This window comes from Streptomyces sp. NPDC091209 (assembly GCF_044757755.1).
Lineage (GTDB): Bacteria > Actinomycetota > Actinomycetes > Streptomycetales > Streptomycetaceae > Streptomyces.
Genome location: NZ_JBIVVR010000011.1, coordinates 110261 through 130877, shown reverse-complemented (window position 1 = coordinate 130877; position 20617 = coordinate 110261). Strand labels below are relative to the sequence as shown.

Genomic DNA, 20617 nt, shown 5'->3' with positions numbered 1-20617 from the left:
GACAGGAGATCAAGCACAGTGCAGCTGGTAGTCGCTCGCGTCGGCCGCGCCCACGGCATCAAGGGCGAGGTCACCGTGGAGGTCCGCACCGACGAGCCGGAGCTCCGGCTCGGGCCCGGTGCCGTCCTGCTCACCGATCCGGCCTCCACCGGACCACTGACCATCGAGACGGGCCGTGTCCACAGCGGCCGTCTTCTGCTGCGCTTCGCGGGGGTGCGCGACCGCAACGCCGCCGAGGCGCTGCGCAACACCCTGCTGATCGCCGAGGTCGACCCGAACGAGGTCCCGGAGGACCCGGACGAGTACTACGACCACCAGCTCATGGACCTGGACGTGGTCACCAAGGACGGCGCCGAGGTCGGACGCATCACCGAGATCTCGCACCTGCCCTCGCAGGACCTGTTCGTGGTGGAGCGCCCGGACGGGACCGAGGTGCTGATCCCGTTCGTGGAGGAGATCGTCGTCGAGATCGACATCGAGGAGCAGCGGGCCGTCATCGACCCGCCGCCCGGACTGATCGACGACCGGGCGGAGGTCGCCTCCGCCAGGGACGCGGAGGACGGCTCCCCGAAGGACGGCGAGGGCGACGAGGACGCGGCGGGGGCCGACGCCTGATGCGGCTCGACGTGGTCACGATCTTCCCCGAGTACCTGGAGCCCCTGAACGTCTCGCTCGTCGGCAAGGCCCGCGCGCGCGGACAGCTGAACGTGCACGTGCACGATCTGCGGGAATGGACGTACGACCGTCACAACACGGTCGACGACACTCCCTACGGCGGCGGCCCCGGCATGGTCATGAAGACCGAGCCCTGGGGTGACGCCCTGGACTCCGCCCTCGCGGACGGCTACGAGACGGGCGCCCACGGACCCGTCCTGGTGGTCCCGACCCCCAGCGGGCGGCCGTTCACCCAGGAACTCGCCCTGGAGCTCTCCGAGCGGCCCTGGCTGGTCTTCACGCCCGCGCGCTACGAGGGCATCGACCGCCGTGTCATCGACGAGTACGCGACGCGGATGCCGGTCTACGAGGTGTCCATCGGCGACTACGTCCTGGCAGGCGGCGAGGCGGCCGTCCTGGTCGTCACCGAGGCCGTGGCCCGGCTGCTGCCGGGTGTCCTCGGCAACGCCGAGTCCCACCGGGACGACTCCTTCGCCCCCGGGGCCATGGCCAACCTCCTGGAGGGGCCGGTGTACACTAAGCCCCCGCGGTGGCGCGGCCTTGAGATCCCCGACGTGCTGGTCAGCGGGCACCATGGGAAGATCGCCCGGTGGCGCCGCGACGAGGCCCTGCGTCGCACAGCGGCCAACCGGCCCGACCTCATCGAGCGCTGCGACGCCTCCGCCTTCGACAAGAAGGACCGCGAGATGCTCTCGATCCTGGGCTGGCAGCCGGAACCCGGCGGCCGATTTTGGCGCAGGCCAGAGGCCGTGGAAGAATAGGCCGCTGCTCTACGTCGTCCGGCGCGCGCCCCTGCCACAGGGGGACACGACGCCCGCCCCGACGAGGCAGCACCATCCTCGAACCTCTCTCCCGTTGATGACCTGTGGCATCAGCGAAGAAAGCAGACAAAATGACTCACCTGCTCGACTCCGTCGACGGCGCGTCGCTGCGCACCGACATCCCGGCCTTCCGCCCGGGTGACACCGTCAACGTCCACGTCCGCGTCATCGAGGGCAACCGCTCCCGTGTGCAGCAGTTCAAGGGCGTAGTCATCCGCCGCCAGGGCGCCGGTGTCCGCGAGACCTTCTCGGTCCGCAAGGTCTCGTTCTCCGTCGGCGTCGAGCGCACCTTCCCGGTGCACACCCCGATCGTCGAGAAGATCGAGGTCGTCACCCGCGGTGACGTGCGTCGCGCCAAGCTGTACTACCTCCGTGACCTGCGCGGCAAGGCCGCGAAGATCAAGGAGAAGCGCGACCGCTGAGCCGGTGCCGCCGCGGTGATCCGTCGGCGACCGAGCCGGTAAGAAGGTGTCTCATGAAGGCCGGATAGCATCTGGCCCCGATGGACACCGAAGCACAGCCCGTGGAGCGCGACCGCTCCTCCCGCCCTTCCGCTTCCGAGGAGATCTCGGACACAGCGGGGCCGGAGGACCGGTCGCGTTTTGCGTTCGCCGACAAGGTCGCCGACCGGCTCCCCGGGGGCCGGATCACCCTCACCGTGCTGATCTGTCTGGTATTCGTCCTGCTGGTCAGCCGCTTCGTGATGCAGCCGTTCGAAATTCCCAGCGGCTCCATGGAGTCCGGATTGAGGATCGGGGACCGCGTTCTCGTAAATAAGTTGGCGTACCGTTTCGGTTCCGAGCCGCAGCGGGGCGATGTCGTCGTGTTCGACGGCACCGGTTATTTCGGGAACGCGGACTACGTCAAGCGCGTCGTCGGGGTAGGGGGAGACCACGTGGTCTGCTGCGACAAGGAGGGGAGACTCGAAGTGAACGGCCGATCGGTCGACGAGTCGACATTTCTCTATCGGGGCGACAGTCCGTCCGAGGTGCCCTTCGACATCGTCGTGCCCGAGCGGTCTCTGTTCCTCCTGGGTGATCACCGCAGCCGCTCCAGCGACTCCCGCGACCATCTGGGCTCGCCCGGCGGCGGCATGGTCCCCGTCGGCGATGTCATCGGCAGGGCCGATTGGATCGCCTGGCCCGCCGGCCACTGGACCCGTCTGACACGCCCCCACGCCTACGCGGGTGTGCCCGCCGCCGGGGGTGCCCGTGGGTAACCGCGGACGGGCGCGCGGGGTCTCCGCAAGTGCCGCTGAGAACCTGCTGCCCACCGGGGCCCGGCGCGCCTCCGGAGGCGCCGCCCGGCCCAGCCGGGTCGAGCGGCGCAAGCTCGCGCGCAAGATCAAGCGGCGCAGGCGGCGCTCGGCGGTCAAGGAGATACCCCTCCTGGTCGGCGTCGCCGTGCTGATAGCCCTGGTCCTCAAGACGTTCCTCGTCCAGGCCTTCGTGATTCCGTCCGGCTCGATGGAGAACACGATCCAGATCGGCGACCGCGTCCTGGTGGACAAGTTCACCCCGTGGTTCGGCTCCCAGCCCAAGCGCGGTGACGTCGTCGTCTTCAAGGACCCCGGGGGCTGGCTCACCGCCGAGGACGCCCATAAGAAGAACGACCCCGTGGTCGTCAAGCAGTTCAAGGAGGGGCTGACCTTCATCGGCCTGCTGCCGTCCGACAACGAGAAGGACCTGATCAAGCGGGTCGTCGGGCTCGGCGGGGACATCGTCAAGTGCTGCGACGCGCAGGGCCGGGTGACCGTGAACGGCACCCCCCTGACCGAGCCGTACATCTACGCCGGCGACAAACCGTCGGAGTTCGCCTTCGAGGTGAAGGTGCCCGCGGGCCGCCTGTTCGTGCTGGGCGACCACCGGGGCAACTCCGCGGACTCCCGTTACCACCGCACCGACAAGTTCAGCGGTACCGTCTCCCTGAAGTCGATCGTGGGGCGGGCGATGGTCATCGGTTGGCCCATCGGCCACTGGACCCGGCTGCAGGAGCCGAACACGTTCTCGACGGTGGCCGACGCGCCTGGAGGGTCGGCCTCCGCTCTGTCTCTGTCGCATAGGGTGGCCTCTGCGGATCCAGATGGATTGATCCCGCTCCCGAGCCCTGCGGAACTCCCGCTCGTTATGGGAGTGGTGGGCCTGCGCCGAATACGGCGCGGGCGGCGGCACGGAGTGAGGAGTGGATGTGGGGGATGTGGCGGTCGGCGCGCGGTCTGGGCACGAGGGTCCCGAAGGGCAGCCGGAGCGGCCCGACGATGCGGCTGCCCCTGCCGTAGAGGACGGTTCGGGTTCTGGGAGCGGCTCCGAGGACGGGGACGTCTCGACCGGGCGCGCCGAGCAGGACCCGAAGTCGACCAAGCAGCGCTCCTTCTGGAAGGAGCTGCCGATCCTGATCGGCATCGCTCTGGTCCTCGCGCTGATTATCAAGACCTTCCTGGTGCAGGCGTTCTCGATCCCCTCGGACTCGATGCAGAACACCCTCCAGCAGGGTGACCGTGTCCTGGTCGACAAGCTGACTCCGTGGTTCGGCTCCGAGCCGCAGCGCGGTGAGGTCGTCGTCTTCCATGACCCGGACAACTGGCTGGCGGGCGAGCCCACGGCCAACCCGAACGCCCTGCAGACGGTCCTCAGCTGGATCGGCCTGATGCCGTCCGCCGAGGAGAAGGACCTCATCAAGCGGGTCATCGGTGTCGGCGGCGACACGGTCGAGTGCAAGAACACCGGCCCGCTGATGGTCAACGGCAAGGCTCTGAACGAGTCGTCGTACGTGTACGCCGGGAACACCCCGTGCAGCCAGGACGAGGACGGCGGCCAGTTCAAGGTCAAGGTCCCCAAGGGCATGATCTGGGTGATGGGTGACCACCGCCAGAACTCGCGGGACTCGCGCTACAACCAGGCGGACAAGCACCACGGCATGGTGCCCGTGAACGAAGTCGTCGGCCGTGCCATCGTCAAGGCCTGGCCCATCAACCGCTGGGGCACGCTCCCGGTCCCGGACACCTTCGACCAGTCCGGTCTCGGGAACCAGGCCGCCGCGGCGGTCACCTCGCCGGGTGCCGTGGCCCTTCTGGGCGCGGCTCCGCTCGTGCTGGTGCGGCGCAGGCGCAAGGCGTCCAAGGACGACTGAGTCACCTCTCGGCCTTCGGGGCCGGCCGCTCCGGGTCTCCGGGGTGGCCGGCCCCGCTCGTTTTCCGGCGGAAGCCGGACCGCCGACCCGGAAACCCGGAAACACCCGACGGCGGGCGGGCCGACGGACGACGGGGGGACGGACCAGCGCACGGCACGGGCCCGACGGATCGGCGGATCCGGTCCTCGCCGGGGATCGTGATCAGGACGGGGGCTGACCCCGGACCGTACCCCCGGGTAAGGTGCGGCCCCATGGGTGGCGAGAGCGCAACACGGACGGCCCCGCGCAGCGGCGGCGCAGGCAAGGCCCCGGTGGGCAGCAGGACCGGACAGCGGTTGTCGGGGCTGGCCGTCGCGCTGGGCCTGGTGCTGTTCCTGGGCGGATTCGGCTGGGCGGCGGTGGTCTATCTGCCGTACACCGTGCCGACGAGTTCGATGGCTCCGACGATCAACATCGGCGACCGGGTGCTGGCTCAGCGCGTCGACGGAAGCGAGATCCGGCGGGGTGACGTCGTCGTCTTCAAGGACAAGACGTGGGTCACCAACTCGTCCGTGGTCAAGCGCGTGGTCGCCGTCGGCGGTGACACCGTCTCCTGCTGCACGAACGGCAAGCTGACCGTCAACGGCAAGCAGATCGACGAGCCGTATCTGGCCGCGGGAAGCCTCGCCGAGATCACGAACTTCCCGACCGTGAAGGTCCCGCAGGGGCGGCTGTTCCTGCTCGGCGACGAGCGGCAGGGCTCCCTGGACTCCACCGCGCATCTGACGGACGCGGCCAGCGGCACCGTGGCGCGCAGCGCCGTGACGGCCCGGGTCGACGCCATCGCCTGGCCGATGAACGGCATGCTCGAACGCCCCACCGGTTTCAAGGCGCTCGGCGGCCTGTCCCAGCCGGGACCGCTCCCCACGATGATCGTCCTGGTGATCGCCGGCGCCGTGCTCGTGCTGGGCGGCGGGGCGTACGGGCCCGTCGCCAAGCTGGCCGGACGCTCCCGCGCCCGCGGGGAGTCCGCCGGTGCCCGCTGAGGCGGCCGACCGGGACGAGGGCCCGAACCGGGACGGGCTGCGCAGGGTCGCCCGGGTCGTCCTCCTGGACCCGCAGGACCGCGTCCTGCTGCTGCACGGCCACGAGCCGGACGATCCCTCCGACGACTGGTGGTTCACGCCGGGCGGCGGCCTGGAGGGCGACGAGACCCGGGAGCAGGCGGCCCTGCGCGAACTCGTGGAGGAGACCGGTATCACAGAGGTCGACCTGGGCCCGGTCCTGTGGCGGCGGATCTGCTCGTTCCCGTTCGCGGGGCGGCGCTGGGACCAGGACGAGTGGTACTTCCTGGCCCGTACGACCCAGACCGTCACGGCGGCCGCGGGGCTGACGGACCTGGAGCGGCGCAGCGTCGCCGGAGCGCGCTGGTGGACGTGCCAGGAACTGACCGAGGCACATGAGACGGTGTATCCGACCAAGCTCGCCGGGCTGCTGCGCAGGGTGCTCGACGAGGGTCCCCCGGCCACACCCGAGGTCCTCGACACGGAAATCGTCTAGGGGCTCTCGGGGCTGGCGCACAATAGGGGGACGCACGGCTGAAGGGGAACATGCCATGAGCGCCGAGGACCTCGAGAAGTACGAGACCGAGATGGAGCTGAAGCTCTATCGGGAGTACCGCGACGTCGTCGGTCTGTTCAAATATGTGATCGAGACCGAACGGCGCTTCTACCTCACCAACGACTACGAGATGCAGGTGCACTCGGTCCAGGGCGAGGTGTTTTTCGAGGTGTCCATGGCGGATGCCTGGGTGTGGGACATGTACCGGCCCGCCCGCTTCGTGAAACAGGTACGCGTTCTTACATTCAAGGACGTGAACATCGAGGAACTGAACAAGAGCGACCTGGAGCTGCCGGGCGGCTGAACTCAGGGCCGCTGAGATCCGGACGGCCGGCCCGCGGGCCGGCCGGGCGGCCGATGACGGGCGGCGGTCGTGGTGACGGCTCGTGCGGCGGTCGTGACGGTGGTTCGTGCGGCGATCGTGGTGATGCCTCGTGCGGGTGACGGAGATCTCCACAGTCGCCCGCTCGTCCACCAAGATCCAATAGCTGGGTGACACGGCCTCAGTGTCGGTGCCGGAGGTGGTGCCGACATGAAGACATCCGAGGCACGCAACGCACTGGGCGCGTACGGCGAGGAACTGGCCGCACGGCGGCTGACCGGGGCCGGCATGACGGTCCTGGCACGCAACTGGCGCTGCGGCAGGACCGGCGAGATCGACATCGTGGCCCGGGACGACGACGCGCTGGTCGTCTGCGAGGTCAAGACCCGCAGGGCGGGCGCGTTCCAGCATCCGATGGAGGCCGTCACACCGGCGAAGGCCCTGCGCCTGCGCGGCCTGGCCGAACGCTGGCTCCAGGAACACGGCGGAGCCCCGCCCGGCGGCGTCCGCATCGACCTGATCGGCGTCCTGATCCCCGAACGCGGCGCGCCCGTGGTCGAGCACGCGCGGGGGGTGGCCTGATGGGATTCGCGCGTACGTGTTCGGTGGCCCTGGTGGGTGTGGAGGGCGTCGTCGTCGAGGTCCAGGCGGACCTGGAGCCGGGCATCGCGGCCTTCACGCTGGTGGGACTCCCCGACAAGAGCCTGACGGAGAGCCGGGACCGGGTCAGGGCCGCCGTGGTGAACTCCGGTGCGTCCTGGCCGCAGAAGAAACTGACGGTGGGGCTGAGCCCGGCCTCCGTGCCCAAGGGCGGTTCGGGTTTCGATCTCGCCGTGGCCTGCGCGGTGCTGGGCGCCGCCGAGCGGATCGATCCCCGCGTGCTCGCCGACATCGTGATGATCGGGGAGCTGGGGCTCGACGGCAGGGTGCGGCCGGTCCGGGGCATCCTGCCGGCCGTGCTGGCCGCGGCGGACGCCGGGTACGAGCAGGTGGTGGTGCCGGAGTGCGCGGCGGCCGAGGCCTCACTGGTACCGGGGGTATCGGTGCTCGGGGTCCGCAGCCTGCGCCAGCTGATCGCGGTGCTGGCGGACGAACCGGTGCCCGAGGAGGAACCGGACGAGCAGGGCCGGCCGGACCCGCTGCTGGCCGGCCTGCGCGTGCCCGGCACGGGCGAGGCCACCGGTCTGTGCGGCATCGCCGTTCCGGAACACGACCGGGGCCACGACCTCGGCGACGTCGTCGGCCAGTTGTCGGCACGCACCGCGATGGAGGTGGCGGCGGCCGGCGGCCACCACGTCTTCCTCCAGGGGCCACCGGGTGCGGGCAAGACGATGCTGGCCGAGCGGATGCCCTCGATCATGCCGCGGCTGTCCCGGCAGGAATCCCTGGAGGTGACGGCGATCCACTCCGTCGCCGGCCTGCTGCCGCCCGGCAAACCGATGGTGGACGTCGCGCCGTACTGCGCACCCCACCATTCCGCGACCATGCAGTCCCTCGTCGGCGGCGGCAAGGGACTCGCACGGCCCGGCGCGGTGTCCCTGTCGCATCGCGGTGTGCTCTTCCTCGACGAGGCTCCCGAGTTCAGCGGCTTCGCGCTGGACGCCCTGCGGCAGCCGCTGGAGGCGGGGCACGTGGTGATCGCGCGCAGCGCCGGCGTCGTACGGTTCCCCGCGAAGTTCCTGATGGTCCTGGCCGCCAACCCCTGCCCCTGCGGGCGCTTCAGCACGACGAACGACTTCTGCGAGTGCCCGCCCTCCGTCATCCGCCGCTATCAGGCGAGGCTCTCCGGGCCGCTGCTCGACCGGGTCGATCTGCGGGTGGAGGTCGAGCCGGTGACCCGGGCCGAACTCACCGCGCGCGGCGCGCGGGGCGAGTCGACGAAGACGGTCGCGGACCGGGTGCGCGCCGCCCGCGAGCGGGCCGCGGAGCGCCTGACGGGAACGCCCTGGCACACCAACAGCGAGGTACCGGGACGCGAGCTGCGCGGTCGCTGGCAGGCACGGGCGGGAGCGATGGACGAGGCCGAGCGCGGCCTGGAGCGCGGGCTGCTGACGGCCCGCGGGCTGGACCGGGTGCTCCGTGTCGCGTGGACGGTCGCGGATCTGTCGGGACACGACCGGCCCGACGCCGGGGATGTCGCCCTGGCCCTCCAGTTGCGCACCGGGGTCCCCCGCGGGGTACCGATGGCGATCGGCTCGCCGGCATGACGGGTGACGTCGAGCGCGAGGCCCGCGTCAGGCTCGCCCGGGTCGTCGAACCGGGTGACGAGGTCTGTGGGCGCTGGATTCGAGAAGTCGGGGCCCCGGAGGCCGTTCGCCGGCTCTACGGGGACCTGGGGCAGCCGCGGGGCATGACCGACAAGCGGTGGGCGGGGCTGCGGGCCAGGGCCGGGCGGGCCGACCCGGAGGGGGACCTCGCCCGGGCGCGGGACGCCGGGGTGCGGTTCGTCTGTCCCGGTGAATCCGAATGGCCCGCGCAGCTCGACGACCTGGGGGATGCCCGGCCCGTCGGACTGTGGGTGCGAGGGCGGCCCGGCCTGCGGTTGTGGGCGCTGCGGTCCGTGGCCGTCGTCGGCGCCCGGGCCTGCACCGAGTACGGCGCGCACATGGCCGCCACCCTCGGCGCCGGGCTCGCCGAGCGGGGCTGGGTGGTGGTGTCCGGCGGGGCCTACGGCATCGACGGCGCGGCGCACCGGGGCGCTCTCGGGGCGGGCGGTGCCACCGTCGCCGTGCTGGCCTGCGGCGTCGACCGGCCCTACCCGCGCGGACACACCCAGTTGATCACCAGAATCGCGGAACAGGGTCTCGTGGTCGGGGAGTTGCCGCCCGGCGAGCACCCGACGCCGAGCAGATTCATCCTCCGGAACCGGGTCATCGCGGCGCTCACCCGGGGCACCGTGGTCGTCGAGGCGGCGTACCGCAGCGGAGCGCTCGTCACGGCCCGCGCGGCACAGCGGCTGGGGCGCTTCACGATGGGTGTGCCCGGACCCGTCACCAGCGGACTGTCGGCCGGGGTGCACGAACTGCTGCGCGGGGAGGCGGTCCTGGTCTCCGACGCCGCGGAAGTGGCCGAACTGGTCGGTGACATGGGTGAGCTGGCCCCGGACCGGAGCGGACCCGTGCTGCCGCGCGACCTGCTGCACCCGGGTGCGGGGTGCGTGCTGGCCGCTCTGCCGGCGCGGGATCCGGCGGGTGCCGAGGAGATCGCCCGGAGAGCGGCGACCAGTACGGACGACGCGGTCGGGAGACTGTACGAACTCCGAGCACTTGGATTCGTCGAACGACACGGCGACGGCTGGAAGTTGACACGCCAGGCGATGATCTCCGTCCGAGGCGATCGGGAGGGATTCTGACCGAGCGTGTTCGGCCGTCCGGGGGAACGCCGACACGCCTGGGAATCCTTGCAGTTGGCGGCCTTCGATGGTCACACTGGGCAACCACCGTGACTCCGCGAGATGCCCCGGGGAAAGTTTTCGCGTGCGGGTGACAGCCCGCTCTTCGCACACTGCGACAGCTCAGTCACGCTACGCTCACAAGAATCCGAAGCACGCACGCGATCTCGGCATGAGGCCGACAGGACACCCAGGCACTCCCGGTTCACGGCAGAACGGCACAAGGCGACGAATGCCCCAGCACACCTCCGGGTCCGACCGGACGGCGATTCCGCCAGCCGCCCGCGACGGCGGCAGCGTGCGCCCGCCCGCGCCCTCGACACTCGACGAGCTGTGGCGGTCGTACAAGTCGACCGGTGACGAGCGGCTGCGGGAGCAGCTGATCCTGCACTACTCACCGCTGGTGAAGTACGTCGCGGGCCGGGTCAGCGTGGGCCTGCCGGCCAATGTCGAGCAGGCGGACTTCGTCTCGTCGGGGGTGTTCGGGCTGATCGACGCGATCGAGAAGTTCGACATCGAACGGGAGATCAAGTTCGAGACGTACGCGATCACCCGTATCCGCGGCGCGATGATCGACGAACTGCGGGCGCTGGACTGGATCCCGCGGTCGGTGCGGCAGAAGGCGCGCAATGTGGAGCGCGCCTACGCGACGCTGGAGGCGCGGCTGCGGCGCACCCCCTCGGAGGGCGAGGTGGCCGCCGAGATGGGCATCGGCGTGGAGGAACTCCACGCGGTGTTCAGTCAGTTGTCGCTGGCCAATGTGGTCGCTCTGGAGGAGCTGCTGCACGTCGGCGGCGAGGGCGGCGACCGGCTGAGCCTGATGGACACGCTGGAGGACACCGCCGCCGACAACCCGGTCGAGGTGGCCGAGGACCGGGAGCTGCGCCGGCTCCTGGCCCGGGCGATCAACACGCTGCCCGACCGGGAGAAGACCGTGGTCACGCTCTACTACTACGAAGGGCTCACGCTCGCGGAGATCGGCAATGTGCTCGGGGTGACCGAGAGCCGGGTGAGCCAGATCCACACCAAGTCGGTGCTCCAGCTGCGCGCCAAGCTGGCCAGTTTCGGACGCTGAGCCGGGCGGTGCCCTGGTGCCCCGCCGTGCCGCCGTGCAGTCCCGGCGCCGGGACCACTGCGGCGGACGCCACTGCGGTCGGCTCGGTGGAGTGGTTCCCGTCCGAGGCGGTGCGTCCGTACAGTGGTTGACGTGCCAAGGATTCGAGCGGCCTCCGTGGCCGAGCACCGGTCGATGCAGCGAGCCGCCCTGCTGGACGCGGCGCGGTCCCTGTTGTCCGAGGGCGGTACGGAGGCGCTGACCTTCCCGGCGCTGGCCGAGCGCACCGGGCTCGCGCGTTCCTCCGTGTACGAGTACTTCCGCTCCAGGGCGGCCGTCGTCGAGGAACTGTGCGAGGTCGACTTCCCCGTCTGGGCGGCCGAGGTCTCGGCCGCGATGGCCGGGGCGGACGGCCCCGAGGGGACGGTCGAGGCGTACGTGCGCCGGCAGCTGGCCCTGGTCGGGGACCGGCGGCACCGGGCCGTGGTCGCCATCTCCGCCAGCGAACTCGACGCGGGTGCCCGGGACAAGATCCGGGCGGCGCACGGCGGTCTGGTCACGATGATCGGCGAGGCGCTCGCCGAGATGGGGCACGCCGAGCCGCGGCTGGCCGCCATGCTCCTGCAGGGCGTCGTCGACGCCGCGGTGCGGCGCATCGAGCTGGGCGCCGCCGAGGATCCCTCCGCGATCACGGAGGCGGCCGTGGCGATGGCCCTCCGAGGCGTTCGAGGCTGACCCCCGCCGACGTCGACGCGAGCCCCTGGCTCACCGTCCGGAGCGCGGGCCGGTCGGCTTCCGGCCGGCGGCGCGGCCTCTCGGGTGCCGCCCTCGGTGCGGCCCGTTTCCCCGACCTGCCGACCTGCCGACTTGTGACTCGTCAAGGCCGGAGTAGGCCGGAGCCGAGCGGTAGCAGGCGGGACGGGCCCGTGTTCAGGAGCCACGGGGGGAGCAGGGACAGCGGGTTCAGGTAGGCCGTGCCTCTGAGCAGGCCCCAGTGCAGACAGGCTGTCGGCCCGCAGTGCGCGCCCGCCGCCTCCAGCGTTCCGAGGACCTCACCCGCGAGGACCTCGTCGCCCTCGCGCACCGACGCCCGTACCGGACCGTACGTCGTCCGCAGCGGGGGTGTCCCGGTGCCCGACAGCTCCACCGAGACGACCCCGCGGCCCGCGACGGGGCCCGCGAAGGACACCCGGCCGGGTGCGACGGCCCGCACCGGGGCGCCGGGCACGGATGCCAGGTCGACACCGCGATGACCCCGGGAGTAGGCCGTCGCCGGCGGTTCCCAGCCCCGTACGACGAACGGCCGGACCCCCACCGGCCAGAGGCGGGCGAGCGCTGGGACGGACGGGTCGGTCCCGGGCGGGGCGGCCGGGACGGGCGGCGCGCCTGCCGACCGGGCGGCCGGGACGGCGGGGCCGGGCGTCGGCGGGGCGGCCGGGGACGGTGGCGCCGGGCCGCTTCCGCGGGCCGGGGCCACCGGGGCCGCGACGCCCAGGACGGTCACGGAGAGGCACAGGAGGAGGCCCGGCCACGTACGCGCACATCGGTTCACTCGCATGCGGGAACGGTCCCGCATCGGGCGGATCATGGCCGGGATCTGTGGAGTACCGCCCGGTTGTGGACAGCGGCGTCACCTGCCCCCTCTCGGGTCCCGTACACTTCTGATGGCGATTCGGGTCACCGAGTCGACTTCGCACGCCCCGGCACCTGGTCATCACAGACCGGTGTCAGCGCCTCTCGGTCCTTTGTGGCAAGGCGCAGCGCGGGCGTCAGGCGCGGGTGCCGTCCGGCACACGCGGTACAACCGAGAAAACCGAGGAGAACGGCCATGGCCGTCGTCACGATGCGGGAGCTGCTGGAAAGCGGCGTCCACTTCGGTCACCAGACCCGTCGTTGGAACCCGAAGATGAAGCGCTTCATCTTCACGGAGCGCAACGGCATCTACATCATCGACCTGCTCCAGTCGCTGTCGTACATCGACCGCGCCTACGAGTTCGTCAAGGAGACCGTCGCCCACGGCGGCACGGTCATGTTCGTCGGCACGAAGAAGCAGGCGCAGGAGGCCATCGCCGAGCAGGCCACCCGCGTCGGCATGCCTTACGTCAACCAGCGCTGGCTGGGCGGCATGCTCACCAACTTCTCCACCGTCTACAAGCGTCTGCAGCGCCTCAAGGAGCTCGAGCAGATCGACTTCGAGGACGTCGCGGCCTCGGGCCTCACCAAGAAGGAGCTTCTCGTGCTCTCGCGCGAGAAGGCCAAGCTGGAGAAGACCCTCGGTGGTATCCGCGAGATGCAGAAGGTGCCCAGCGCCGTCTGGATCGTGGACACCAAGAAGGAGCACATCGCGGTCGGCGAGGCCCGGAAGCTCAACATCCCGGTCGTCGCCATCCTCGACACCAACTGTGACCCCGACGAGGTCGACTACAAGATCCCGGGCAACGACGACGCGATCCGCTCCGTCACCCTGCTCACCCGCGTGATCGCCGACGCCGTCGCCGAGGGCCTCATCTCCCGCTCCGGCGCCGGTAAGGCCGCGGGCGACAAGGCCGCGGGCGAGCCGCTCGCCGCGTGGGAGCGCGACCTGCTCGAGGGCGAGAAGAAGGCCGACGACGCCGAGGTCCAGACCTCCGCCGAGACGGAGAAGGTCGCCGACGCCGAGCAGGCCGAGGCCCCCGCCGAGGCTGAGGCCGTCGAGGCCCCCGCCGCCGAGGCCGAGGTTGTTGCCGAGGCGCCCGCCGCCGAGGCCCCCGCCGCGGACGCCGAGCAGGCCTGACCCCTCACCCCTTCGGGTTTGTGAACGGCGGGGGCCCACAAAGCCCCCGCCGTTCGTCCCGTAGATCTTCAGACTTCGAGAGAGATTCCAGGAATCATGGCGAACTACACCGCCGCCGACGTCAAGAAGCTCCGTGAGCTCACCGGCGCCGGCATGATGGACTGCAAGAAGGCGCTGGACGAGGCCGACGGCAACGTCGACAAGGCCGTCGAGGCGCTGCGGATCAAGGGCCAGAAGGGCGTCGCCAAGCGCGAGGGCCGCTCCGCCGAGAACGGCGCCGTGGTCTCCATCATCGCTGACGACAACACCTCCGGTGTCCTGGTCGAGCTGAAGTGCGAGACGGACTTCGTCGCCAAGGGCGAGAAGTTCCAGGCCGTCGCCAACGAGATCGCCCAGCACGTCGTCAAGACGTCGCCGGCCGACATCGAGGCGCTCCTCGGCTCCGAGATCGAGCCCGGCAAGACGGTTCAGGCGTTCGTCGACGAGGCCAACGCCAACCTGGGCGAGAAGATCGTCCTGGACCGCTTCGCCCAGTTCTCCGGCGCGTTCGTGTCCGCGTACATGCACCGCACCATGCCCGACCTGCCCCCGCAGATCGGTGTTCTGGTCGAGCTGGACAAGGCCGACGCCGACCTCGCCAAGGGCATCGCGCAGCACATCGCCGCCTTCGCGCCGAAGTACCTCTCCAAGGAGGACGTTCCGGCCGAGGTCGTCGAGACCGAGCGTCGCGTCGCCGAGGAGACCACCCGCGCCGAGGGTAAGCCCGAGGCCGCCCTCCCGAAGATCGTCGAGGGTCGCGTCAACGGCTTCTTCAAGGAGGCCACCCTCCTCGGTCAGCCGTACGCGCTCGACAACAAGAAGTCCGTCCAGAAGGTTCTGGACGAGGCCGGTGTCACCCTGAAGCGCTTCTCGCGCATCAAGGTCGGCATCTGAGTCCGTACCGCGATCGACGCGCGACCCCTATAGGGTCGACAGCAGTCGTCCGCGTGCGCCGGCACCCACGCGTGTGTGCCGGACGACAGCAGATCTGACGAGGAGGCCATTGCCGAGCATGGGATGCGAACAACACCCCACCGGCAATGGCCTTCTTCGTATGTGCACCATGAGGAGATCTCCATGACCACCACCCAGGCCGACAAGGGCGAGAAGAGCGACGACGGCAAAGGCGCGGGACGCTTTCTGCTGAAGCTTTCCGGCGAGGCGTTCGCCGGTGGCGGCGGACTGGGCGTCGACCCCGACGTGGTGCACAAGATCGCCCGCGAGATCGCGGCCGTCGTGCGCGGCGGAGCCCAGATCGCCGTCGTCATCGGCGGCGGCAACTTCTTCCGCGGGGCCGAACTCCAGCAGCGCGGCATGGACCGGGCGCGCTCCGACTACATGGGCATGCTCGGCACGGTCATGAACTGCCTCGCCCTCCAGGACTTCCTGGAGAAGGAGGGCATCGACAGCCGCGTCCAGACCGCCATCACCATGGGCCAGGTCGCGGAGCCGTACATCCCGCTGCGCGGCGTGCGGCACCTGGAGAAGGGCCGCGTGGTCATCTTCGGTGCCGGTATGGGCATGCCGTACTTCTCCACCGACACCACCGCCGCCCAGCGCGCCCTGGAGATCGACGCCGAGGCGCTCCTCATGGGCAAGAACGGTGTGGACGGTGTCTACGACTCCGACCCGAAGACCAACCCCGAGGCCGTCAAGTTCGACGCGCTCAGCTACGGCGAGGTCATCACCCGGGACCTCAAGGTCGCCGACATGACCGCGATCACGCTGTGCCGCGACAACAAGCTGCCGATCCTGGTCTTCGAGCTCCTGGCGGAGGGCAATATCGCGCGGGCGGTCAAGGGTGAGAAGATCGGCACACTCGTGGGTGACCAGAGCGGCCGAGCCTGACGGGGAACGCTTCGGACCGGGTACGCCCCCGGTCCGTGACGGACCCCGACCGGGGGATGGACAATGTCCTGCCGGTCCGGAACCGTGCAGGAACAAGACGCGACGCAGCCGGCCGCCGAACCCCGACGAGGAATCAGCTGCCGGGCCTACTCAAGACACGCAGGAGCAAGTGGTGATCGAAGAGACCCTCCTCGAGGCCGAGGAGAAGATGGAGAAGGCCGTCGTGGTCGCCAAGGAGGACTTCGCCGCGATCCGCACCGGCCGTGCGCACCCGGCGATGTTCAACAAGATCGTGGCCGACTACTACGGCGCGCTGACGCCGATCAACCAGCTGGCCTCGTTCTCCGTTCCGGAGCCGCGCATGGCCGTGGTGACCCCGTTCGACAAGAGCGCGCTGCGCAACATCGAGCAGGCGATCCGGGACTCCGACCTGGGCGTCAACCCCAGCAACGACGGCAACATCATCCGGGTGACGTTCCCCGAGCTCACGGAAGAGCGTCGCAAGGACTACATCAAGGTCGCGCGGACCAAGGGCGAGGACGCCAAGGTCTCGATCCGCGCCGTGCGCCGCAAGGCCAAGGACGCTCTCGACAAGCTCGTCAAGGACAAGGAGTCCGGCGAGGACGAGGTCCGCCGCGCGGAGAAGGAGCTCGACGACACCACGGCGAAGTACGTCGCCCAGGTGGACGAGCTCCTGAAGCACAAGGAAGCGGAGCTGCTCGAGGTCTGATGAACGACTCTTCCTGGGGGGCGCCGCCACAAGCCGGGTACTGGGGGCCGTCCGAGCAGGGGCCTGTCCAGGGGGCAGCCCCGGCGGGTCCCACGTACGATGCGCATGACGCGCAGCACACTCGGCCCATGCCCACCGTGCCCGATGGACCCGCACTTGGCGGAGACCAGGATGACGACAGGGGGGCCGCTCGGCCGAGCGGCCCCTCCGTCCGCAACGACACACCGTCGGCGGCGCCCTACGGGGATCCGTCGCACAACCCGCAGAGCCCGCAGGAGCCCATGCCCAGCACCGCCCCCGAGCCCGCCCCCGCACCTCAGAAGAAGAGTGCGGGACGCGACCTCGGCGCGGCCATAGGAGTGGGCGTCGGGCTGGGCGCGGTGATCGTCGCGTCGTTGTTCGTCGTCAAGGCCGTCTTCGTCGGTGTCATAGCGGTCGCCGTGGTGGTGGGGCTCTGGGAGCTCACCTCACGGCTGGAGGAACGCAAGGGCATCAAGGCGCCGCTCGTGCCGCTCGCGCTCGGCGGGGCCGCCATGGTCGTCTCCGGGTACGTGCGCGGTGCCGAGGGCGCCTGGGTGGCCATGGCGCTCACCGCGCTGGCCGTGCTGGTCTGGCGGATGACGGAACCTCCCGAGGGCTATCTCAAGGACGTCACGGCGGGGGTCTTCGCGGCCTTCTACGTGCCGTTCCTGGCGACCTTCGTGGCCATGATGCTCACGGCCGACGACGGCCCGCGCCGCGTTCTGACCTTCCTGCTCCTGACGGTCGTCAGCGACACGGGCGCGTACGCCGTCGGCTGGCGCTTCGGCAAGCACAAGCTGGCGCCGCGGATCAGCCCCGGAAAGACCCGCGAGGGTCTGATCGGAGCGGTCAGCTTCGCGATGGTGGCGGGTGCGCTGTGCATGCAGTTCCTGATCGACGACGGCACCTGGTGGCAGGGTCTGATCCTCGGCCTCGCGGTCGCGGCCAGCGCCACGCTCGGTGACCTCGGCGAGTCCATGATCAAGCGTGACCTCGGCATCAAGGACATGGGCACCTTGCTGCCGGGCCACGGCGGCATCATGGACCGGCTGGACTCGCTGCTCCCGACGGCTCCGGTCGTCTGGCTGCTGCTCGTGCTCTTCGTCGGATCCGGCTGATCGTTTTTCCGCACGCACCCGCGATATGCGTACGTGCGACGCACACACGTGCGACGTACGCACCTACGATGCGCGCCTCTACGAGACCACCCCTTCCGGTCATCCGATCACCTCACCGTGATCCCCGTGACCGGGAGGGGTGGTCTCGTACGTGTGGGGCCGGCCGTCCTGCCATTCCACCCAGCGCGAATCGTCCAGGAGCTCCCCCGCGTCCGGGAGGCCCGCGCGGCGCAGGAACTCGACCACGTCGGCGTCGCTGTGGGCGACGCCGGCGCTCCGGCCGCGGATCGTCACGCGACGGCCGCCTGTCCCTGCCGGGCGGCCGACGGTGATGGGCGCGGTGGACACGCCGTCGGGCTGTGTCTGTTCCTGCTCTTCGTGCTGTTCCTGCTGTTCGTGGTTCGGCTGCGCGTGTTCGTGGTTCACAGGACACCCAGATCCGTGTCGGGGCGGCAGTACGGGCATGCCGTGACGCCGTCTTCGGTGATCGCCCGGAGAGCCTGCTCGCGTGCGAGTGGCTTCGTGTTCTTCCCGGCCAAGCCGCAGTCGCCCGTGTGGACGGCGTCGGGGGTGGCCTTGGTGCCGCCTGTCCGTCGCATCGCGAGTTTCCATCCCCGGGGCGGCGGGGGCGACGTAAGGGCCGCGCGAGTGGCGGCGACCTCCTGCCGCTCCAGCTCGGCGATGGTGTCGTCGGTGCGGCGCAGTTGCCAGAGCAGCCAGGCGCGGACGCTGCGCAGATGCTCCAGGCGGGACACGTTTTCGTACACGTATTCGATTCTAGGGCTTGGCGTGACGTCGCGGCAGCATCCGGCCGCGCCTGTCCGCCCCTGTCCGTCCGTCTCCCTCCGTCTCCCGCCGTCTTCCTCCGACTGTCTCCCCCTGTGCCCCCTGTGTCCCTCGGAGTCCTGCCTTTGAACCTCGCCGAGGGGGATCGTCGCGGCGCCGCGGGTGGGAGACGCAGGTCACATTCGGTCGTGTCACATCGTGCGGAGCTGTTCCGTCATTGAGGTGTAGCCACGAACAACGACACAGGAGCGCACCATGGAAGCTCGGTTGAACCTCTTCGCCAGCCCGGTCGCGGCCAAGTTCACGAAGCACATCGTCGCCGCGGGCAGGGCGCTCGAGGACTCGACGCTGCCGGCCGCGACGCAGGAGCTGGTGAAGCTGCGCGCCAGCCAGATCAACGGCTGCGGATTCTGCACCGACATGCACACCAAGGACGCCACCGCGGAGGGCGAGACCTCGGTACGCCTCAACCTGGTCGCGGCCTGGCGGGAGGCGACGGTGTTCTCGGACGCCGAGCGGGCCGCCCTGGAGCTGACGGAGCAGGGCACGCGCATCGCGGACGCGGCCGGCGGTGTCACGGACGAGTGCTGGGCGAACGCCGCCAAGTACTACGACGAGGAGCAGCTCGCCGCCCTGGTGTGCTGCATCTCCATCATCAACGCCTTCAACCGCGGCAACGTCATCGTCCAGCAGCCCGCCGGCGCCTACCGGCCCGGCCAGTTCGCGTAAGGATGGGGTGCCTCGGCCGGACCTGCCGGGTCCGGCCGAGGCCCGCCGCGGGCCCCGAGGTGACCGCAGGCCGCCGCCTCCCTTGTTCGGCCCCTGGTGCCGGGCGGAGGCGTACGACTTACCGGGTCCGGGCGTCGGTACATCCCGGCGCCCGGCACGTCACCAGCTGGTCCAGGGCAGGCGGGTACACGCCGTGCGCCAGTTCCGAGCCCGATGAGCAGCCCCGTCCTGGCTCCCCAGGCCCCTCCCTGATGGGTCGCGCTCGATGGTCGTCGCACCAGGGCCACCGGCACTGGAATCGCCAGGAGGGTCCGGCCGTGGGCCGGGACGGGCCGTCCCCAGGTCGTGCGAGGTCGGTCGGAGCTGACAGGTGGCGCCCGCGGGTGATCGCCCCCACCCCGTTGTGGCCTGGGCCGGTGGTGTTGATCTGCGACACTGGAAGGGTTATGCCGAAGCCCGGAGAACTCACTTTTGTCGCGCCGCGCGGAGCCAAGAAGCCGCCGCGGCACCTTGCCGATCTCACGCCCGCCGAGCGCAAAGAGGCGGTTGCCGCGATCGGTGAGAAGCCGTTTCGTGCCAAGCAGCTCTCGCAGCACTACTTCGCCCGGTACGCGCACGACCCCGCCGAGTGGACGGACATCCCGGCCGCCTCGCGCGGCAAGCTCCAGGAGGCCCTGCTTCCCGAGCTGATGTCGGTCGTACGTCACCTGTCGACCGACCAGGACACCACCCGCAAGACCCTGTGGCGGCTCTTCGACGGCACGCTCGTCGAGTCCGTCCTGATGCGCTACCCGGACCGGGTGACCATGTGCATCAGCTCGCAGGCCGGCTGCGGGATGAACTGCCCGTTCTGTGCCACCGGACAGGCCGGTCTCGACCGGAACCTGTCGACCGCCGAGATCGTGCACCAGATCGTCGACGGTATGCGGGCGCTTCGCGACGGCGAGATCCCCGGGGGTCCGGCGCGGCTGAGCAACATCGTCTTCATGGGGATGGGCGAGCCGCTCGCCAACTACAAGCGGGTGGTCGGCGCGATCCGGGCCCTCACCGACCCCGAGCCGGACGGGCTCGGGCTCTCGCAGCGCGGTATCACCGTGTCGACGGTCGGGCTGGTCCCCGCCATCAACCGGTTCTCCGACGAGGGCTTCAAGTGCCGCCTCGCGATCTCCCTGCACGCCCCGGACGACGAGCTGCGCGACACCCTCGTCCCCGTGAACACGCGGTGGAAGGTGCGCGAGGTGCTGGACGCCGGCTGGGAGTACGCGGCGAAGTCCGGGCGGCGCCTGTCCATCGAGTACGCCCTGATCCGGGACATCAACGATCAGGCGTGGCGTGGTGACCGGCTCGGGCGGATGCTCAAGGGCAAGCCCGTGCATGTCAACCTCATCCCGCTGAACCCGACCCCGGGGTCGAAGTGGACCGCCTCGCGGCCCGAGGACGAGAAGGCGTTCGTCGAGGCCATCGCGGCCCATGGCGTGCCGGTGACCGTCCGGGACACCCGTGGCCAGGAGATCGACGGCGCTTGTGGTCAGCTCGCCGCGACCGAGCGGTAGTCTGAGCCGAGTCAGTCCATCTCATAGTC

At 70.4% G+C, this 20617-nt stretch carries 23 protein-coding genes and 1 pseudogene; 21 read left to right on the top strand and 3 right to left on the bottom strand.

What is annotated here, in order from left to right:
- Positions 1-18: 18 nt before the first annotated feature.
- From rimM to ACIQRL_RS29400, 14 genes and pseudogenes are all read left to right on the top strand, one after another.
- On the top strand, positions 19-615 hold the full coding sequence (gene rimM, locus ACIQRL_RS29465) for a ribosome maturation factor RimM (RefSeq protein ID WP_401337212.1): 597 nt from the start codon (positions 19-21) through the stop codon (positions 613-615).
- Positions 615-1436 (top strand): tRNA (guanosine(37)-N1)-methyltransferase TrmD, encoded by an 822-nt coding sequence (gene trmD, locus ACIQRL_RS29460; protein ID WP_401337210.1) that lies wholly within the window; start codon positions 615-617, stop codon positions 1434-1436. The genes rimM and trmD overlap by 1 nt, the downstream gene beginning before the upstream one ends.
- A gap of 131 nt (positions 1437-1567) precedes the next feature.
- Positions 1568-1918: a 50S ribosomal protein L19 gene (rplS, locus tag ACIQRL_RS29455; RefSeq protein ID WP_328447649.1), complete on the top strand. Its 351-nt coding sequence runs from the start codon at positions 1568-1570 to the stop codon at positions 1916-1918.
- 80 nt (positions 1919-1998) lie between these two features.
- Positions 1999-2715, top strand: a complete 717-nt coding sequence (lepB, locus tag ACIQRL_RS29450; protein ID WP_401337209.1) for a signal peptidase I — start codon at positions 1999-2001, stop codon at positions 2713-2715.
- A pseudogene (gene lepB / locus ACIQRL_RS29445) lies at positions 2708-3781 on the top strand (signal peptidase I); the annotation flags it as partial. The gene lepB (ACIQRL_RS29450) and the pseudogene lepB (ACIQRL_RS29445), both read left to right, overlap by 8 nt.
- Positions 3684-4625: a signal peptidase I gene (gene lepB, locus ACIQRL_RS29440; RefSeq protein ID WP_401337207.1), complete on the top strand. Its 942-nt coding sequence runs from the start codon at positions 3684-3686 to the stop codon at positions 4623-4625. The pseudogene lepB (ACIQRL_RS29445) and the gene lepB (ACIQRL_RS29440), both read left to right, overlap by 98 nt.
- 251 nt (positions 4626-4876) lie before the next feature.
- A complete protein-coding gene (gene lepB, locus ACIQRL_RS29435) occupies positions 4877-5650 on the top strand; it encodes a signal peptidase I (protein WP_401337205.1) in 774 nt (257 codons plus the stop codon).
- Positions 5640-6164, top strand: a complete 525-nt coding sequence (locus ACIQRL_RS29430) for an NUDIX hydrolase (protein ID WP_401337204.1) — start codon at positions 5640-5642, stop codon at positions 6162-6164. The genes lepB (ACIQRL_RS29435) and ACIQRL_RS29430 overlap by 11 nt, the downstream gene beginning before the upstream one ends.
- A gap of 55 nt (positions 6165-6219) precedes the next feature.
- A complete protein-coding gene (locus ACIQRL_RS29425) occupies positions 6220-6528 on the top strand; it encodes a DUF2469 domain-containing protein (protein ID WP_003965949.1) in 309 nt (102 codons plus the stop codon).
- A 228-nt stretch (positions 6529-6756) separates the two neighbouring features.
- Complete coding sequence (locus ACIQRL_RS29420; RefSeq protein ID WP_401337202.1) at positions 6757-7128, top strand: YraN family protein; 372 nt, start codon at positions 6757-6759, stop codon at positions 7126-7128.
- Positions 7128-8753 carry a YifB family Mg chelatase-like AAA ATPase gene (locus tag ACIQRL_RS29415; RefSeq protein ID WP_401337201.1) on the top strand — a complete coding sequence of 542 codons (1626 nt, stop codon included), beginning with the start codon at positions 7128-7130 and terminating at the stop codon, positions 8751-8753. The genes ACIQRL_RS29420 and ACIQRL_RS29415 overlap by 1 nt, the downstream gene beginning before the upstream one ends.
- Entirely contained in the window at positions 8750-9898 is a 1149-nt protein-coding gene (gene dprA / locus ACIQRL_RS29410) for a DNA-processing protein DprA (protein ID WP_401337199.1), read from the top strand. Before ACIQRL_RS29415 ends, dprA begins: the two co-directional genes overlap by 4 nt.
- Before the next feature lie 271 nt (positions 9899-10169).
- Positions 10170-11012, top strand: coding sequence for an RNA polymerase sigma factor WhiG (whiG, locus tag ACIQRL_RS29405; RefSeq protein WP_261708294.1), 843 nt, complete (start codon positions 10170-10172; stop codon positions 11010-11012).
- 156 nt (positions 11013-11168) lie between these two features.
- Positions 11169-11726: a TetR/AcrR family transcriptional regulator gene (locus ACIQRL_RS29400; RefSeq protein ID WP_401337513.1), complete on the top strand. Its 558-nt coding sequence runs from the start codon at positions 11169-11171 to the stop codon at positions 11724-11726.
- Positions 11727-11868: 142 nt separating this feature from the next.
- Here the strand turns inward: ACIQRL_RS29400 and ACIQRL_RS29395 are convergent, their stop codons facing one another.
- Positions 11869-12549: a murein hydrolase activator EnvC family protein gene (locus ACIQRL_RS29395; protein ID WP_401337197.1), complete on the bottom strand. Its 681-nt coding sequence runs from the start codon at positions 12547-12549 to the stop codon at positions 11869-11871.
- Between the two features lie 270 nt (positions 12550-12819).
- On the opposite strand from ACIQRL_RS29395, the gene rpsB reads away from it, so the two are divergent.
- From rpsB to ACIQRL_RS29370, 5 genes are all read left to right on the top strand, one after another.
- The gene (rpsB, locus tag ACIQRL_RS29390) at positions 12820-13764 is read left to right on the top strand and encodes a 30S ribosomal protein S2 (protein WP_401337195.1); all 945 of its coding nucleotides are present in this window, start codon (positions 12820-12822) and stop codon (positions 13762-13764) included.
- 96 nt (positions 13765-13860) lie between these two features.
- Positions 13861-14697 carry a translation elongation factor Ts gene (gene tsf, locus ACIQRL_RS29385; RefSeq protein WP_401337193.1) on the top strand — a complete coding sequence of 279 codons (837 nt, stop codon included), beginning with the start codon at positions 13861-13863 and terminating at the stop codon, positions 14695-14697.
- Positions 14698-14880: 183 nt separating this feature from the next.
- Positions 14881-15651: a UMP kinase gene (gene pyrH / locus ACIQRL_RS29380; protein WP_401337191.1), complete on the top strand. Its 771-nt coding sequence runs from the start codon at positions 14881-14883 to the stop codon at positions 15649-15651.
- 172 nt (positions 15652-15823) lie between these two features.
- Positions 15824-16381 carry a ribosome recycling factor gene (gene frr, locus ACIQRL_RS29375; protein WP_037625129.1) on the top strand — a complete coding sequence of 186 codons (558 nt, stop codon included), beginning with the start codon at positions 15824-15826 and terminating at the stop codon, positions 16379-16381.
- Positions 16381-17520, top strand: a complete 1140-nt coding sequence (locus ACIQRL_RS29370; RefSeq protein ID WP_401337189.1) for a phosphatidate cytidylyltransferase — start codon at positions 16381-16383, stop codon at positions 17518-17520. Before frr ends, ACIQRL_RS29370 begins: the two co-directional genes overlap by 1 nt.
- Before the next feature lie 99 nt (positions 17521-17619).
- Here the strand turns inward: ACIQRL_RS29370 and ACIQRL_RS29365 are convergent, their stop codons facing one another.
- The gene (locus ACIQRL_RS29365) at positions 17620-17868 is read right to left on the bottom strand and encodes a hypothetical protein (protein WP_401337512.1); all 249 of its coding nucleotides are present in this window, start codon (positions 17866-17868) and stop codon (positions 17620-17622) included.
- Between the two features lie 74 nt (positions 17869-17942).
- Positions 17943-18287, bottom strand: coding sequence for a DUF6233 domain-containing protein (locus ACIQRL_RS29360; RefSeq protein WP_401337187.1), 345 nt, complete (start codon positions 18285-18287; stop codon positions 17943-17945).
- 274 nt (positions 18288-18561) lie between these two features.
- Between ACIQRL_RS29360 and ACIQRL_RS29355 the strand changes: the two genes are divergently transcribed.
- Entirely contained in the window at positions 18562-19035 is a 474-nt protein-coding gene (locus tag ACIQRL_RS29355; RefSeq protein ID WP_401337185.1) for a carboxymuconolactone decarboxylase family protein, read from the top strand.
- 446 nt (positions 19036-19481) lie between these two features.
- Positions 19482-20588: a 23S rRNA (adenine(2503)-C(2))-methyltransferase RlmN gene (gene rlmN, locus ACIQRL_RS29350; RefSeq protein ID WP_401337183.1), complete on the top strand. Its 1107-nt coding sequence runs from the start codon at positions 19482-19484 to the stop codon at positions 20586-20588.
- Positions 20589-20617 lie beyond the last annotated feature (29 nt).